The sequence below is a fragment of the Enterococcus sp. MSG3299 genome, from assembly GCF_050555765.1.
GTDB classification, from domain to species: domain Bacteria; phylum Bacillota; class Bacilli; order Lactobacillales; family Enterococcaceae; genus Enterococcus; species Enterococcus faecalis.
In genome coordinates this window covers 2,102,809-2,118,714 of sequence record NZ_CP187869.1, presented here as the reverse complement: position 1 = coordinate 2,118,714, position 15,906 = coordinate 2,102,809, and the positions used below count along the sequence as shown (strand labels likewise).

General features: G+C 36.7%; 16 protein-coding genes. 11 read left to right on the top strand and 5 right to left on the bottom strand.

Going from position 1 to position 15,906, the window contains the following annotated elements; translation table 11 throughout:
* Positions 1–22: 22 nt before the first annotated feature.
* The 4 genes from IGL23_RS10255 to IGL23_RS10240 are packed head-to-tail and all read right to left on the bottom strand — an operon-like array spanning position 23 to position 2,994.
* Positions 23–658, bottom strand: coding sequence for an ECF transporter S component (locus IGL23_RS10255; RefSeq protein WP_002356501.1), 636 nt, complete (start codon positions 656–658; stop codon positions 23–25).
* 3 nt (positions 659–661) lie between these two features.
* The gene (gene coaC, locus IGL23_RS10250; protein WP_002359573.1) at positions 662–1,216 is read right to left on the bottom strand and encodes a phosphopantothenoylcysteine decarboxylase; all 555 of its coding nucleotides are present in this window, start codon (positions 1,214–1,216) and stop codon (positions 662–664) included.
* The gene (gene coaB, locus IGL23_RS10245; RefSeq protein WP_033594434.1) at positions 1,213–1,986 is read right to left on the bottom strand and encodes a phosphopantothenate--cysteine ligase; all 774 of its coding nucleotides are present in this window, start codon (positions 1,984–1,986) and stop codon (positions 1,213–1,215) included. Before coaB ends, coaC begins: the two co-directional genes overlap by 4 nt.
* Positions 1,987–2,001: 15 nt before the next feature.
* A complete protein-coding gene (locus tag IGL23_RS10240) occupies positions 2,002–2,994 on the bottom strand; it encodes a YhdH/YhfP family quinone oxidoreductase (protein WP_002370506.1) in 993 nt (330 codons plus the stop codon).
* Between the two features lie 264 nt (positions 2,995–3,258).
* Between IGL23_RS10240 and IGL23_RS10235 the strand changes: the two genes are divergently transcribed.
* The 10 genes from IGL23_RS10235 to IGL23_RS10190 all read left to right on the top strand — a co-directional run bounded on the left by IGL23_RS10235 (position 3,259) and on the right by IGL23_RS10190 (position 13,212).
* Positions 3,259–3,801 carry a helix-turn-helix domain-containing protein gene (locus IGL23_RS10235; RefSeq protein ID WP_002356507.1) on the top strand — a complete coding sequence of 181 codons (543 nt, stop codon included), beginning with the start codon at positions 3,259–3,261 and terminating at the stop codon, positions 3,799–3,801.
* A gap of 25 nt (positions 3,802–3,826) precedes the next feature.
* Positions 3,827–4,912 carry an ABC transporter ATP-binding protein gene (locus IGL23_RS10230; RefSeq protein WP_002356508.1) on the top strand — a complete coding sequence of 362 codons (1,086 nt, stop codon included), beginning with the start codon at positions 3,827–3,829 and terminating at the stop codon, positions 4,910–4,912.
* Positions 4,913–4,930: 18 nt separating this feature from the next.
* Complete coding sequence (locus IGL23_RS10225; protein WP_002356510.1) at positions 4,931–5,737, top strand: ABC transporter permease; 807 nt, start codon at positions 4,931–4,933, stop codon at positions 5,735–5,737.
* Positions 5,737–6,573 (top strand): ABC transporter permease, encoded by an 837-nt coding sequence (locus IGL23_RS10220; protein WP_033594435.1) that lies wholly within the window; start codon positions 5,737–5,739, stop codon positions 6,571–6,573. The genes IGL23_RS10225 and IGL23_RS10220 overlap by 1 nt, the downstream gene beginning before the upstream one ends.
* Positions 6,570–7,643 (top strand): ABC transporter substrate-binding protein, encoded by a 1,074-nt coding sequence (locus IGL23_RS10215; protein ID WP_033594436.1) that lies wholly within the window; start codon positions 6,570–6,572, stop codon positions 7,641–7,643. The genes IGL23_RS10220 and IGL23_RS10215 overlap by 4 nt, the downstream gene beginning before the upstream one ends.
* Positions 7,644–7,791: 148 nt before the next feature.
* On the top strand, positions 7,792–8,475 hold the full coding sequence (locus IGL23_RS10210) for a TVP38/TMEM64 family protein (RefSeq protein ID WP_033594437.1): 684 nt from the start codon (positions 7,792–7,794) through the stop codon (positions 8,473–8,475).
* Positions 8,476–8,584: 109 nt separating this feature from the next.
* Positions 8,585–9,877, top strand: a complete 1,293-nt coding sequence (locus tag IGL23_RS10205) for a GntP family permease (protein WP_002359581.1) — start codon at positions 8,585–8,587, stop codon at positions 9,875–9,877.
* Between the two features lie 21 nt (positions 9,878–9,898).
* On the top strand, positions 9,899–11,047 hold the full coding sequence (locus IGL23_RS10200; protein ID WP_033594438.1) for a glycerate kinase: 1,149 nt from the start codon (positions 9,899–9,901) through the stop codon (positions 11,045–11,047).
* 141 nt (positions 11,048–11,188) lie between these two features.
* Positions 11,189–12,202: a CdaR family transcriptional regulator gene (locus IGL23_RS10195; protein WP_033594439.1), complete on the top strand. Its 1,014-nt coding sequence runs from the start codon at positions 11,189–11,191 to the stop codon at positions 12,200–12,202.
* Between the two features lie 122 nt (positions 12,203–12,324).
* On the top strand, positions 12,325–13,212 hold the full coding sequence (locus IGL23_RS10190; RefSeq protein ID WP_033594440.1) for a diacylglycerol/lipid kinase family protein: 888 nt from the start codon (positions 12,325–12,327) through the stop codon (positions 13,210–13,212).
* 44 nt (positions 13,213–13,256) lie between these two features.
* Here IGL23_RS10190 and IGL23_RS10185 read toward each other — a convergent pair whose 3' ends face one another.
* Positions 13,257–15,029 (bottom strand): cell division protein, encoded by a 1,773-nt coding sequence (locus IGL23_RS10185; RefSeq protein ID WP_225581371.1) that lies wholly within the window; start codon positions 15,027–15,029, stop codon positions 13,257–13,259.
* Between the two features lie 172 nt (positions 15,030–15,201).
* Between IGL23_RS10185 and IGL23_RS10180 the strand changes: the two genes are divergently transcribed.
* Positions 15,202–15,888 (top strand): YcjF family protein, encoded by a 687-nt coding sequence (locus tag IGL23_RS10180; protein ID WP_002389811.1) that lies wholly within the window; start codon positions 15,202–15,204, stop codon positions 15,886–15,888.
* Positions 15,889–15,906 lie beyond the last annotated feature (18 nt).

Here is a 15,906-nt window from a genome sequence, read left to right as displayed (position 1 = left end):
TTTTTAGTCCCTGTGTTTTTTTCTATAGTTTTTGCGTTGCATTCCGTTTCATTAATCGAAGCAAAACGCTAGCAATTGCTGAAGCAGCTACACCAGCAACAAGAGCTTCTGGCACACCAGAACTGAAAATCGTCGCAATAATAGCTAGGTAAACAGCAGTTCCAGCTTTACCAATAATTTCAGCATAAGCTGAATTAAAAAGAAAATAAATCATGTTCATGACTAAAATGGTATTCGTTGCTGAGCCTAAAACACCAGCCACAAATAAGGAGACAGGTTGCGCTTTTTCCTTCGTTAATTTATTTAGCCATTTGTAAGCGAAATAAGGAACGACCCCAATTAAAATCCGCGGAATGAGCACAATTAAAAGTGCCTTCCAACTACCATGATCGGTACCGATCACAGGAATAAATGGAGAAAAAACAAACGACAAAGGTGTTGGTGCTGTCGTATTTTTAATTAAGCTAATGATCCCAAACGTGCCGCCCAACATACTACCGATTTTTGGCCCTAAAACAATGGAACCAATAATTACAGGAATATGCATCGTGGTCGAATTTAAAGGACCTAATGTGATAAATCCTAGTGGGGTTAAAGCCAGTAAAAGTAAGATAGCTAAGAACATTGCTGTTAACGTAAATTTTTTCGTGTTATTCATAAATTACTCCTTGTTATCAGATGCTAAAATTTTCATCACTGTTTGAAGGATATCTTCAACAGTGGCAAGTGCGCCACGACCATAATCGCCACAAGCTAATAGAGCTTCACGTGGGATTATTTCTTGATAGCCGACTTCTTTTAAAATGCCAATATTTCGTTGGACAATGGGGTTTTGGTACATATACGTATTCATCGCGGGCGCAATAATTTTGGGTGTTTCAGGATAAAGCGCCAAAGCAACTGTTGATAATAAGTCGTCGGCAATCCCATGGGCTAATTTCCCAATTGTATTGGCCGAAGCAGGTGCTACTAAAAATAAATCCGCTTTTTTAGCTAACTCAATGTGATTAATTTTACTGGGATCAATTTCCATCATGACATCCGTATGTACTGGATTCTTAGAAAGTGATTGTAAGGTCAGCGGAGTGATGAACGCTGTGCTGCTTTTAGTCATTAAAATTTCCACATTGTAGCCAAGCTTAGCTAGTTGACTTGTAATATCTGCTGCTTTATATGCAGAAATGCTGCCAGAGACGCCTAATAAAATAGTTTTCATTGTTGTTCTCTCCATTTCTTTTCAACATTTTTAACGATCATTGAACCAATCCCTTGTTTTGAACAAGCTTCTTGGACAATGCCCGTTTCGTTAATTAATAATCCTTCGTGTTCTGTTTCATGAACGTTCATCAAGTCATTGGCTAAGACAAAGTCACACCGATTTTTAACCAAAGCGGCTTGTGCAACCTGGACAAGTTCTGCTTGTGCAACGTCGACAAGTAATTTAAAGCCCACTAAAACAGTTTGGGGTTGCTTGTCACGAATCATTTGGATGACTTTAGGATTTTTCTTTAGAAAAATTAATAATCGATCCGTATCAGATGAAATTTTTGTTGCTGTTTGAGGAATATCAGCAATCTGATTCAATGTGTTTTGAACGATAGTTGCCAAGGCTTCTTTGGTCTTTGGCAATGTTTGTTCGCTTAATTGTTGAGCAAAAGAATCAATAAATTGTTCTTCCGTTTGCGCGGTTTCCGTCGTAAAATCACTGACTGCCATTGCGTGAACAATCGCATCAAATTGCTTTTCAGCAAAGAGTTGTTCTAACGTAGTGGCTAATTCAACCGTTGTTTCTATTTCTTTAATTGATAAGTCCAATTGTTGGGTTGGACGTAATGCATGTTTGGTTGTTACGTAGGTTACGGTGTGTCCAGCAGCTAAAAAACTTTCAGCAATTGCTTTTCCTAGTCCGCCAGAAGAATGATTGGTAATCGAACGAACATTATCAATCGGTTCTGACGTTCCACCAGCAGTAACTAAAACATCCATAATCAAAACGCCTCCTTAAGAAATTCGGACAATGGTCCGTCCAATATGTTGGCCTGCTTGTAATGCTTCAAAAACAGGGGGAAGTTCTTCTAAAGTAATCTCTTGATACACAGCTTTTTCAGTGATGTCTAAATCAGTGGCAAGACGTTGCCAGACTATTTTTCGTTTGTCCATACCAACATTAACCGAATCAATGCCCAATAAATGAACGCCCCGTAAAATAAAGGGTAAAACGGTTGTCTCTAATGTAATTCCAGCAGCGCGGCCACAAATGGCTGAACGGCCATCATAACGAAGTTGTGGTAAAACAGCAGAAGTAATTTCCCCACCAGTGGTATCAATTGCAAAAGCAAAACGCTGTTTCATTAATGCTTTAACAGGAGTTGCTAAGAAATCTTCTACTAATAAGCATTCACTAACACCTAACTCTTTTAAAAGCCCAAAAGAATCTGGCTTTCTAGTTAATGCAGTGATTGAAGTGTAGCCTAATTGATGCAACATCGCAATAGACAATGTCGCAACACCGCCTGTCGCACCAGTTACAATAATGGGGGCTTCTTTGTCGTCGCGTAAGCCATCGTCTTCTAAAGCTGTGACAGATAATCCGGCCGTAAAGCCAGCAGTTCCGAAAATCATTGCTTCTTTGAGACTCATTTTTTCAGGAAGTGGAACTACCCAATCGCCAGGAACACGCACATATTCAGAATAACCACCAGTATGACTAACCCCTAATTGATAGCCTGTTACGATCACTTTATCGCCTTCTTTGAAACGAGGATCTTCCGATGTGACAACAGTGCCACTGACATCAATTCCTGGAATCATTGGATAATTGCGAATCACACCGCCGTCTTTTTTTGAAGCTAAAGAGTCTTTAAAGTTAACTGAGGAGTAGGCTGCTTTGATTACTACAGTGCCTTCTGATAAGTCGTCTAAAGTAATGGTTTCTAGTTGACCAATAACAGATGTATCTTGTTCTCTTAACGTAAATGCTTGAAATGAATTCATATAAAAACTCTCCTTCCAATTATGTAAAAAAGCAACTCGTCTTATTTTATCATATTCTGATTTTTTCGTATCATTTTTCTTCTTATAAACAGTAAGTTATACAGAAAATAAAGATTGTGTGACAATTAGACTAGAAAAATAAAGAAAAATGGTTGAAATTTTTCAAAAAGTTCGTATACTAAAAAAAGGTAAAACTAAACTGTAAGTTTAGTATTACAAAACTTTTGTTGAAAAGATTAGTTGAAAATAGAAACGAGGTGTGCCATGGAAATTGGTGAGAAGTTGAGAAATTTACGCATTCAGAAAAATTTAACGCAAGAAGAATTAGGCGAAAGAACGGATTTATCCAAAGGCTATATTTCCCAATTGGAGCGGGATTTAAGCTCACCATCAATGGAAACATTTTTCTCAATTTTAGAAGTACTAGGCGTGACGCCAGAGCAGTTTTTTAGTCAGCAACCGCTTGAACAAAAAATTGTCTACAATGAAGAAGAAAGTACCCTCTATTATGATGAAGAACATGGCTATGAACTAAAATGGTTAATTCCAGCCTCAAATGAAAAAGAAATGGAACCTGTCATTATTACTTTTGATAAAAATGGCGAATATAAAACGTTTGAACCTTCTCTATCAGAAACATTTATTTATGTGATTGATGGCTCCATTCGTTTGACATTAGGGGAAGCCACGTATATTGCTAAAAAAGGTCAAACCATGTATTACCAAGCAACAGAACCTCACCAAATTAGCAACAATGGTCGAGGAAAAAGTCGTGCGTTAATTGTGGCGACAGAATCGTATTTATAAAGGACGAAATGGAGGAGTTTATCCAGTGAGAAACCATGTGATTTCATTTGAAAATGTTGTCAAACAATTTGACGATGAACCAGTATTAAAAAATGTCAGCTTTGAAATTGAAGAAGGAAAATTTTATACCTTATTAGGACCTTCAGGATGTGGCAAAACAACGATTTTGCGTATTATTGCGGGATTCAATGACGTGACTTCTGGCGATGTTTATTTTGATGGTAAAAGAATAAATGATGTACCTGCCAATAAACGCCAAGTCAATACCGTGTTTCAGGATTATGCTTTGTTTCCTCACATGAATGTTTTTGATAATGTTGCGTTTGGTTTAAAAATCAAAAAACTATCCAAAGCAGAAATTGAAAAAAAAGTGAAAGAGGCATTACGTTTGGTTCAATTACCGGGCTACGAAACACGTGAAATTAGTGAAATGTCTGGGGGCCAGCGTCAGCGGGTCGCAATTGCACGAGCGATTGTCAATGAGCCAAAAGTATTGCTTTTAGATGAGCCGTTATCCGCTTTAGATTTGAAATTACGCACAGCGATGCAATATGAACTACGTGATTTACAACAACGTTTAGGAATTACTTTTATTTTTGTGACCCATGATCAAGAAGAAGCATTAGCGATGAGTGATGAAATTTTTGTCATGAATAAAGGTCATATCGTGCAAAGTGGCACACCAGTTGATATTTATGATGAACCGATTAATCACTTTGTTGCTGACTTTGTAGGGGAAAGTAATATTGTGGATGGTGTGATGCTGGAAGATAATTTAGTTTCATTTGTGGGCAAAAAGTTTGAATGTGTCGATGGCGGCATGCGGAAAAATGAACCTGTAGAAGTCGTTTTACGTCCAGAAGACTTAACGATTACCACGCTTGAAAAAGGCAAGCTAACTGTAACGGTGGACACGCAGTTATTCCGCGGCGTTCATTATGAAATTATTTGTTTTGATGAACAAGGAAACGAATGGATGGTGCATTCCACTCGAAAAGCCAAAGAAGGCGCTCAAGTAGGGCTCTCTTTTGAGCCAGAAGATATTCACGTGATGCGCTTCAATGAATCAGAAGAAGACTTTGATGCCCGTTTAGAAAGTTACGACGAGTAAACGAAAGGGGAAAATAAAATGAAAACAATGCGTCGAATTTATTCGATTCCCTATGTAATGTGGTTACTTTTATTCGTCATTGCGCCAGTACTAATGATTATTTATCAATCATTTTTCGATATGAATGGCCAGTTTACTTTGGCGAATTACCAAACGTATTTTACATCAGGAACGTATTTAAGTATGACCATTAATTCGGTTTGGTATGCTTTTCTGATTACCATTTTTACGTTATTGGTAAGTTATCCTACGGCTTATTTTTTGACAAAGCTCAAGCATAAACAGTTGTGGTTAATGCTCGTTATTTTACCAACGTGGGTGAATTTATTATTAAAAGCTTATGCCTTTATTGGGATTTTCAGTATTCATGGGAGTATCAATCAGTTTATGAGTTTTATGGGTTTGGGCACGCACCAAATTCTGTTTACAGATTTCAGTTTTTTATTTGTCGCAACGTATATTGAAATTCCATTTATGATTATGCCGATTTTTAATGCCTTAGAAGAGATGAATCCTTCATTGATTAGTGCTAGTCGGGACTTAGGAGCTAGCAGTGCGGAAACGTTCCGCCGTGTCATTTTTCCTCTCTCCCTAAACGGTGTGAAAAGTGGTGTTCAAGCTGTCTTTATTCCTTCGCTCTCGCTCTTTATGTTAACGCGTTTAATTGGCGGCAATCGGGTGATTACGTTGGGAACGGCGATTGAGGAACACTTCTTAGTAACGCAAAACTGGGGCATGGGTTCAACAATAGGTGTGATTTTAATTGTTGCCATGTTTATTGTGATGTTGCTGACGGGTGAGAAGAAGAAAGGGCGTGGCAAATAATGCAAAAGAAAAAGTTTAAATGGTCTTATGTGTATTTATTCGTTGTCTTTGCGCTACTGTACGCACCAATCTTTTATTTGATTTTTTATTCGTTTAACGATACGCAAACGATGAATCAGTTTACTGGTTTTACGTTAGATAATTATCGGAACGTTTTCGAAGACACACGCTTGTTAACCATTGTTCTGAATACGTTTTTGCTAGCTTTCTTATCGGCTTTAATAGCAACCATCATTGGAACATTTGGCGCGATGGGGATTTATTATACAAAACGTCGTAAAAACCGGAACACGTTGCTTAGCTTTAATAACATTTTACTCGTTTCACCAGATGTTATTATTGGAGCCAGTTTCTTAATTTTCTTCACAGCAGTAGGGTTTATCAGTTTAGGTTTTACAAGTGTATTATTGTCGCATATTGCCTTTAGTATTCCGATTGTTGTTTTAATGGTTTTACCAAAACTACAAGAGATGAACGATTCTATGGTAGATGCGGCACGGGATTTAGGGGCCAATAATATTCAAGTGATTAAAAATATTATTTTGCCTTTTTTAGCGCCAGGAATTATTGCTGGCTACTTTATGGCCTTTACTTATTCGTTGGACGATTTTGCCGTAACATTCTTTGTGACAGGCAATGGTTTTTCAACATTATCTGTTGAAATTTATTCACGAGCACGTCAGGGAATTAGTTTAGAAATCAATGCCTTAAGTGCGTTAGTATTCCTATTCTCAATGATTCTAGTTGTCGGTTATTACTTTATCAGTAAAGACAATACGCCAAAACGTTTAAAGAAAATGCGTCGGGAACAAAGTGAGGTGGCCAAGTTAAAATGAAAAAATTACAGTCACTTTTTATTGGAATTATCGCTATTATTGTCATCTTGTTTTTTGGCGTGCGCCAATTGGAGAAAGCAAGTGGCATGGCAGGAGCAGATACCTTGACCATTTACAATTGGGGGGACTATATAGATCCGGCCTTGATTAAGAAATTTGAAAAAGAAACAGGCTATAAAGTCAATTACGAAACCTTTGATTCTAATGAAGCCATGTATACAAAAATTCAGCAAGGTGGCACAGCCTATGATATTGCCATTCCTTCTGAATATATGATTCAAAAAATGATGAAAGCGAAGATGCTTTTACCACTTGATCACAGCAAATTAAAAGGCTTAGAAAACATTGATGCACGCTTTTTAGATCAATCCTTTGATCCCCAAAATAAGTTTTCCGTTCCATACTTCTGGGGCACGTTGGGGATTATTTATAATGATAAATTTATTGACGGCCGTCAGATTCAACATTGGGATGATTTATGGCGCCCGGAATTAAAAAATAATGTCATGCTGATTGATGGCGCTCGCGAAGTGTTAGGATTATCTTTGAATAGTTTAGGCTATTCGTTAAACAGTAAAAACGACCAACAATTACGTCAGGCTACCGATAAGTTAAACCGATTAACGAACAATGTCAAAGCAATTGTTGCCGATGAAATCAAAATGTACATGGCTAATGAAGAAAGTGCAGTTGCTGTAACTTTCTCTGGTGAAGCTGCCGAAATGCTAGAAAACAATGAACATCTACATTATGTGATTCCCAGTGAAGGCTCTAATCTCTGGTTTGATAACATTGTGATGCCTAAGACAGCCAAAAATAAAGAGGGTGCCTATGCATTTATGAACTTTATGTTACGACCAGAAAATGCAGCACAAAATGCAGAATATATTGGTTATTCCACACCAAATAAAGAAGCTAAAAAACTATTAACAAAAGAAGTTGCCGAAGATAAACAATTTTATCCAGATGATGAAACCATCAAACATTTAGAAGTTTACCAAGATTTAGGTCAAGAATACTTAGGAATTTATAACGATCTGTTCTTGGAGTTTAAGATGTATCGGAAATAAAAAAGTATCTTCGTAACTTTCGAATCGCCCCTAAAAGTTAGAATTTTAGTCTAACTTTTAGGGGCGGCTTTTATTCATACAAGCTTCTAATTGAGGCACGAAGAAACCTGTGCTACACTTTGTATAAAGCATAAAAGGAGCAAAGAAAATGAAGAGGAAAACAATCCGAATACTACTAATCAGTAGCGGGCTTATTTTAATCCTGCTGGTGGGCTACCGTTTGTATCTAGAATATCAAACAGATATTCAATTATTTTTGAATCCTAAAGCCAGTAAGACACAATTATTAGAGCGAATTCGTTCACATGGTTTTTCAGCAGCGCTATTGTTAGTTTTTTTGACCGCAATCATGTGTGCAGTACCAGGGATTCCAACCTCAGTAATTGGTGTGATTGCAGGATTGAGTTTTGGTCCCTTCAGCGGCACACTCATTAACGTTTTAGGGAATAGTGTGGGAAATTTAGTTGCAATCTTTTTGATGCATCATATAAAATTTTTAGATAAAAAAACGGAGACCAATCATTGGGTCCAGTCCATTCGACGGATGAAGCATCCAAAAATTGGGATTATGGTGGGCTACATGATTCCAATTATTCCTTCTTCTGTGATTAATTTTGCTGCAGATACTATGCAGCTGCCATTAAAAAATTTAATAGCCGCTATATTCATTGGTGTAATTCCTTCCTCAATACTTTACGCATGTGGAGGCGAAGCGCTATTTCATGGATATAATAAAACGGCAGTATTGTTAATTGTGAGTGTTCTTTTGTTCGTTGGCTTGGTGGTCATTATTGAGAAAGATAGAAAAAGATTTCAAAAAACTGTTCTTTAAGAACTGTTTTTTTGTGCATTTGAACAATAAATCCTGTTAAATTTACAATTTTAAAAAGAAAGGACTTTGATAGAATGAAAGCGTAAACAATTTAAGGAGCTGATTTTGAATGCCAGATATTACAATATCTTGGGTTGCTGCAATTTTAGGATTAGTTGTAGCGATAGTATTAATTTTGAAAAAATTTAATCCTGTGTATTCCTTGTTTTTTGGTGCAATTGTTGGTTGTCTTATTGGAGGCGCTTCCCTGTCAGATACAGTCGCTGTTCTATTAAACGGAACACAAAGTATTATGGGAACCGCAATCCGTGTCTTAGCAGCCGGCATGTTGGCGGGTGTGATGATGGAATCCGGTGCGGCAGAATCAATTGCCAACGCCATTGTACAAAAGCTTGGCGAGAAAAAAGCTATTTTATCTTTGGCATTATCTACAATGGTAATTACAGCTGTGGGCGTATTCATTCCTGTTGCAGTGTTGATTGTTGCCCCGATTGCTCTATCTGTTGGGAAAAGTACGGGTATCAGTAAGTTATCATTATTGATTGCCTTATCAGGTGGCGGCAAAGCGGGCAATATTATTTCGCCTAATCCAAATACTATTGCAGCGGCGAACGGCTTTGATTTACCTCTAAGTGACGTTATGATTGCTGGCTTTATTCCAGCCGTATTTGGTTTAATTACAGCTGTTGTTCTTGCAAATATCATGAGAAGCAAAGGATCAATGGTCAAAGAAACGGATCTTGTAGAGGAACAAACAAAAGAATTATTACCTTTGAAAAAGGCGTTGATCGCGCCAGTGTTAGCGATTGTCTTATTATTACTTAATCCGATTGGCGCCGTTTTAAATATTTCTTTCATCAAAAGTTTGAATATTGATGCTCTGTATATTTTGCCGTTCGCTTCAGTTGTTGGGACAATTGCGATTGGGCAAACAAAACAACTGGCCTTTTATGCATCTTCTGGCTTGAAGAGAGTAACCGATACCGTTTTAATTTTAATTGGTGCAGGTGCAATTGCTGGATTAATTTCTGTTTCTGATTTATCAACACAAATTGTCCACTTAATTTCTGTTATGGGAATTTCTGGAACCTTCTTGGCACCGATTTCTGGTATTTTAATGGGCTTAGCAGTTGGTTCAACATCCACAGCGGTTATTTTAGCGACAGGTTCTTTTGGACCAGCGATTTTAGATATGGGCACATCTTCACTTTCAGCAGCAGTCATGGTGCATACTGGGGCAACTGTGATTGATAGTGTTCCTCAAGGCAATTATTTCCATATTACGGCACAAAGTATGAATATGACGATTAAAGAAAGAATTCGAGTGATTCCTTATGAAATGTGTGTCGGTGGGGTAATGACGATTGTTGCAACCATTTTATATGGCTTTATTTTAAACTAGTTGGAAAGTAGGCGCGAAAAGATGACGAAAAAATTTGTTTTGGCTCCAGACTCATTTAAAGAAAGTATGAGTGCAAAAGAAGCCTGTCTGGCAATGGAAAAAGGGATTTTAGCTGTATTTAAAGATGCAGACATTCAACACGTCCCGATGGCAGACGGCGGGGAAGGAACGGTGGATTCCTTAGTGGATGCAACAGGAGGCACAAGAGTACCAGTGCGTGTGGCAGGACCGCTTCCTGATCAAATCGTTGAAACCTATTACGGCTTATTAGGTGACCAAGAAACGGTGGTCATTGAAATGGCGAAAGCCAACGGAATTGAATTGGTCAAAGCAGCAGAACGTAATCCCTTGATCACTTCTACTTATGGTACAGGAGAAATGATTCAACATGCGCTCAATCATGGGGCAAAAAAAATCATTATCGGCATTGGTGGTAGCGTGACAAATGATGGGGGTGCAGGTATGATTCAGGCACTTGGTGCGCGTTTGTTAGACAAGGAAGGACAAGAATTGACACGTGGCGGTGGTGCATTAGATAAACTGGCGCAGATCGATTTAACACAGTTTGATCAACGTATTTTTGCTACCGAATTTCTAGTAGCAAGTGATGTGAATAACCCACTAACAGGGCCAACAGGGGCGTCTCATGTCTTTGGTCCGCAAAAAGGTGCGACAGAAGAAATGGTGGCTCAATTAGATAAAAACTTAGCCCATTATGCAGCGATCATCAAAAAAGAGATCGGCATTGATGTTGAGATGATGCCAGGCGCAGGAGCTGCTGGTGGTTTGGGTGCAGGGTTACTAGCATTCACGAAAGCTCAGTTACGCCCAGGGATTGATATTGTCGTAGAAGTGAATCAATTAGAAGAAAAAATAAAAGCCGCTGATTATGTCTTTACTGGTGAAGGTGGGATGGATTTTCAAACAAAATTCGGCAAAGCCCCTTATGGCGTCTCACGTTTGGCCAAGAAGTATCAAAAACCGGTTTTCGCTTGTGCTGGCTATATCGGCAAAGATGTGGATGTCCTCTATGAAGAAGGGATGACGGCTATTTTTGGAATTTTGGCCAAAGCTGAACCATTGGAAGCAGCATTGAAAAATGGACCAGTTAACTTAGAAAGAACCGTTGAAAATATTGCTCGTACATTACAGCTGGTGCCTTGTGACTAAGAACTAACCATGGTATCATCAGTAATGAAAGCTGAAATAAAAATGTTCAGTCGTTGATCTGAAGAATTAAGCGTTTGGGACATAAGTCATTGCGGCTTATGTCCCAAACGCTACTCGCTTTTTAGAAAGTTGGCGATAGCAATGTTAAAATTAGACAAAATCCAAGCAAATAAAATTGTTGAAAAGTTGATGGCAGATATTCCTTATAACATCAATATTATGGATGAACGAGGGAAAATTATTGCGAGTGGAGATTCTGCTCGAATTGGGGAGCGCCATCGTGGTGCAGAAAGAGCCATCAATGAACGAAAAAATATTGAAATTTATAAAGATACTTCTTTAGAGAAAAAAGGCACCAATGAACCGATTATTTTGAATGATTACATTTTAGGTGTCGTAGGCATTTCAGGAGAACCAGACGAGGTGCGCAAATTTACCAAGCTTGTGCGCTCGATTGTTCTTTTACTGACAGAAGAATTAAATACACAACAAGAACGCGAAAAAAAGAAAAAACAAAAAAATCAGTTTATCCAGCACTTAATGAATGTTGATTCTGCTTACTCAGAAGCCTTAAAACTTGAAGCGTTGGAACTATATAACCTTCAATTAGACGACCAGAATCATTGTGTACTGACCAAGGACAAGCGCTTATTATCCAGTTTTTATCCTGGACATGAAATATTTGAATGGGAAAATTGTTATCTGGTGATTACTTCTGAACTACCTCAGATAACAAAGCCAGTAACAGAATATCTTGTGATAAGTTCGGAAAAAGCCACGATTCAACAAATGGTCCAAGAGGCACAAAACACGTATTTACTTCTATCGTTTCTCCAATTAGAAAAGGCTAAGTTTTACCAAGCAGAAGATTTTTTCATTCAAGGCATTTTTAATTTTCCTTTTCATATTGAATTGGATTTTTTTGAAACCATCCAGACGATTTATGATGAATACTATGAAACCGTTATTTTTTTCGCCAATCATAACTTAAACATCAATGAAACCTCACAAGTATTACATATCCATCGAAATACATTGAATTACCGTTTGAAACGAATTCATGAATTGACGGGGATGGATCCAAAAGTTTGGCAAGATTTTTGGAAATTGTTCTATTATTTTGCCTATTGCTTTAAAGAACGTTTTGAAAAGTAGTGAGGAGCAGGAATGCTTGTTTGTTAAGCAAGTGTCAGCATATTTTTCGCCAGAATCAAAAATATCTTTTATAATAATTGTAAGGAATCAAACGATTTAGATATCAATGAGGAGTGGTGCCAGTGAAAAAAGCAGTTTTAATTGTTAACCCCAGTTCTGGTGGTGAAAAAGCCAAAGAATTTGAAACGTTAGCAGAAGAAAAATTAAAGCAGTTATTTGATGAAGTTGTAGTGAAACAAACAGAAAAAGGCGGCGATGCAGAACAATTTGCCCGTGAAGCTGCGGAAAGTCACTTTGACAGTGTTTTCGTAATGGGGGGAGATGGAACCGTTAATGAAGGAATTAGCGGGTTGGCAGAACAAGCTTACCGCCCAAAATTTGGCTTTTTTCCTTTAGGAACGGTGAACGATTTAGCGCGAGCCTTGAATTTACCGATGGATCCTGAAGAGGCGATTCAACAATTAGATTTAGAAAAAACCAGTGCTTTAGACGTGGGGAAAATCAATGATGACTACTTTATGAATGTCGTTGCGATTGGGACGATTCCAGAGTCAATTAACGACGTGGACGTTGAACAAAAAACGAAGTTAGGAAAACTCGCTTATTTTATTTCAGGTGCCAAACATTTAGCGAATGCTCAAACGTATCCTTTTCATTTAAGATTGGATCAAAAAGAACAAACCATTGAAAGTAGTACCGTTTTAGTTGGTTTAACGAATTCAATCGGTGGGTTTGAAACATTATTACCAGAGGCCCAAGTGGATGATGGCAAACTTCATTTAGTTTATTTAAAAGATCAATCATTGTGGGATGCAGTAAAAGCCGTTCCAGATTTGTTAAAAGGAGTCGACCAGTCCACTGATAATTTAGCTTACCTAACCTTTAAAGAAGGAAAAATCTCCTTAGAAAACCAAGAAGAATTAACCACTAATGTGGATGGTGATGAAGGAGCTGCTTTGCCAATTACGCTGAAAATTTTGCCTAAACACTTGACGGTGTATTGCGGATAAAAAATAAAACGAGTGGAAGATAATTTCCGACTCGTTTTATTTTTTTAATGACGTTTTTTTATTTTATAAATTCCTGCATAGATAAGATAAAGAACTAAGCAAATGTAAGAAATATTTTGGACATATTTTGTAATAATGAAAGCAGTGGTTGGTTTATATCCTAGCACTAACGAATTTTTACCAGGCACTGCTTGGAGAATGATACTCCCAATAGTAGAAGTTTTATATTGAGAAGTACTTAGTTTTTTTTCATTCAACCAAAGTTCACTTCTAGAATAAGCAATTGCTGGAAGTAAAGTTTCAACTGATTCATTGGATTCATTTGTCCAATTCAATTGGAGCCTTCCGTCAGAAAGAACATGTTTTGCCACTTTTAGATTGCTGTTAGCAACTTCATTCCAGTATGTTGTGTAGGGGGACTCTTTCTGTTGCAATTGATTATTTATAGGTAAATAATCAGTTAACGGTTTAATAACTACTTTAAGTGGATCACCTAGCTCATTTTTTCCACCATATAATTCTTTCACTTTAGTCATATCATTTATTTTTGTCTTCAAGGAGCTGCTATCATTAGATAAAGGTTTATTTGAATGCCAAGTATTTGCGCTAGAGAGGATTGCTTGATGGATAAGCAAACAAGAAAGTATAGATACGGTCATGTAAATTATAGTGCTATAGCTATACAAATGAAATTTGTTAAAACTGATTCTTTGCAAAAATAACGTGAAACTTAGAATTAGTAATACAAATGATACACTAGCAAATCGTTGTGGAAATTGGATTCCTTGGATTATAGGTATCAGCCTAGGAATATCATCCCAAGGTAAAAGGTTCGAAGAAATTAAAAGAAAGAATAACCCTATACTGTTTAGTACTTTCTCAATAAATGGAATAGTTGTCCAATTAAAAATAGTTAGAATACAAAGAAAAAGAAATATAATTGTAAAAACAATACCTAAAGAAGACCATCCTTGGACATCTAAAGAAACTTTCATACTATACGGCAACATTTTGTCTACAGAATAAGGTTTTAATAACTGATTTGTCGTGAAGACTTCTAACATTCCTGTAATTAAACGTGAAGTTAATAAGAGTGTGAGTAAAGCTGCCAAAAACGCATCAATAAGCATTTTTAGTTTATCTTTTGTTTTAAATATTCCTATTATAAAAAAAGGAATTAACGCTAAAATGACAAGAAAGGTACTGAAAACGTGCAAATTTATAATCAGTACTACAGGTAAAGATAACAATACTGGCTGAATAGGTCTTGAACTATCGGTGACCATTTTAATTGCAGGAATAAAGACTAAAGGTAAAATTGCACTAGCCCAACCAGATGAAGCTTCGGATGTAATAAACACACTAATTGCACTTGTTGACATATATAATAAAGACATACTCACAGAATATTTATAGGTGATTTTACAATAACGACCTAAAACAAACATTGATATCCCAGCAGAGAAAAGGCAAAAAAATCCAGATAAAACTTGGAATCTAAACCAATTTTTAGCGATTGCTAACAGACCTCCTAAAATAAAAGAAAAGTCTGGTGCATAAACAGCGTTAATAATTCTTCCAGACTGTTGAAACCCATAAACAGATTGAAAATAGTTATAAGTTCCTGTCTTTTGTTGCATATAACTTTCATAAATTTTATTCATGAAGAAATTATTATCAGAGCCTAAAATAATTGAATGTCTGAATAATTGAGCAGAAATAATCAAAAAAGCTGTTAGTAAAATAATTCCAATAGATAAGATAAGATTCTTGTAGTTATTTAAAAAACAAGAAAAGGTGTTGTTTTTTTTATTCAAGATAAAAGTCCTTTCAATTTTTTTCTTAATTATAACATACTTATAGAAGCACACTACATTGATCATAAAAAAAATTGGTTTTTCTACTCAAAAAGATTGTAAAGTCTTTTAGTCATGTTAAAAATTAAAATATGATATACTTTATTACAGTGAAAGCATAAAGGGGGATTCTATGTTTAAAAGTAAAATTAAATCTGAAAAATCGAAAAAAAATATAAATGAACTAACAAAAGAAGTACCAGAAGAAGTGATAGAAGACCCAGAATTTCGTTCTTTTTTTCAAGATGTCTTGAAAAAATTTCCACAAAAAACGTCTACGGCTATAATGAATGCTTTCGCAACTTCTAAAGGTAAAGCAGAACAATTAGTGACGAACAGTCAAACACAACTCGACAAAGTATTTGATGAATTTTTGGCTGGTGTTTCACCTGACGTGAAAAAGAAAAGTCATCAAACGATTCATTTTGCTGCATTGTCAGCAGCAATTATTGGGTTTTCGCCAATTCCATTTTCGGATGCTTTTTTACTGGTACCTGTTCAATTAACTATGATGTCACGGCTGCATAAAATTTTTGGTCAGTCTTGGTCTGAAAGCTTAGGGAAAAGCTTAACCAAAGAATTAGTAGTGGTTAGTTTAGGTAAGAGTGCAGTCGGGAATATTCTAAAAGTGATTCCTGTTGTCGGAACTGTGACTGGTGGCATGGTCAATGCTTCAGTTGCGGTAGCAATTACGGAAGCGCTTGGCTGGGTTACCGTCAAAATGTTAAACGATGGTGTTGATATCTTTGATGATGTGATGTCTTTCAAAGGACAATTTTCAACATTATTTAAAGCCATCCAAAATGCTAAAAAGAAATAATCACTGTATCGATTAACT

Bases quoted from the DNA above. Each gene is read 5' to 3' on its own strand.
- IGL23_RS10235 (WP_002356507.1), top strand. From the start codon at position 3,259: ATGGAAATTGGTGAGAAGTTGAGAAATTTACGCATTCAGAAAAATTTA.
- IGL23_RS10240 (WP_002370506.1), bottom strand. From the start codon at position 2,994: ATGAATTCATTTCAAGCATTTACGTTAAGAGAACAAGATACATCTGTT.
- coaB (WP_033594434.1), bottom strand. From the start codon at position 1,986: ATGGATGTTTTAGTTACTGCTGGTGGAACGTCAGAACCGATTGATAAT.
- IGL23_RS10195 (WP_033594439.1), top strand. From the start codon at position 11,189: ATGTTAAAATTAGACAAAATCCAAGCAAATAAAATTGTTGAAAAGTTG.
- IGL23_RS10255 (WP_002356501.1), bottom strand. From the start codon at position 658: ATGAATAACACGAAAAAATTTACGTTAACAGCAATGTTCTTAGCTATC.
- IGL23_RS10180 (WP_002389811.1), top strand. From the start codon at position 15,202: ATGTTTAAAAGTAAAATTAAATCTGAAAAATCGAAAAAAAATATAAAT.
- IGL23_RS10210 (WP_033594437.1), top strand. From the start codon at position 7,792: ATGAAGAGGAAAACAATCCGAATACTACTAATCAGTAGCGGGCTTATT.
- IGL23_RS10215 (WP_033594436.1), top strand. From the start codon at position 6,570: ATGAAAAAATTACAGTCACTTTTTATTGGAATTATCGCTATTATTGTC.
- IGL23_RS10200 (WP_033594438.1), top strand. From the start codon at position 9,899: ATGACGAAAAAATTTGTTTTGGCTCCAGACTCATTTAAAGAAAGTATG.
- IGL23_RS10220 (WP_033594435.1), top strand. From the start codon at position 5,737: ATGCAAAAGAAAAAGTTTAAATGGTCTTATGTGTATTTATTCGTTGTC.
- coaC (WP_002359573.1), bottom strand. From the start codon at position 1,216: ATGAAAACTATTTTATTAGGCGTCTCTGGCAGCATTTCTGCATATAAA.
- IGL23_RS10225 (WP_002356510.1), top strand. From the start codon at position 4,931: ATGAAAACAATGCGTCGAATTTATTCGATTCCCTATGTAATGTGGTTA.
- IGL23_RS10205 (WP_002359581.1), top strand. From the start codon at position 8,585: ATGCCAGATATTACAATATCTTGGGTTGCTGCAATTTTAGGATTAGTT.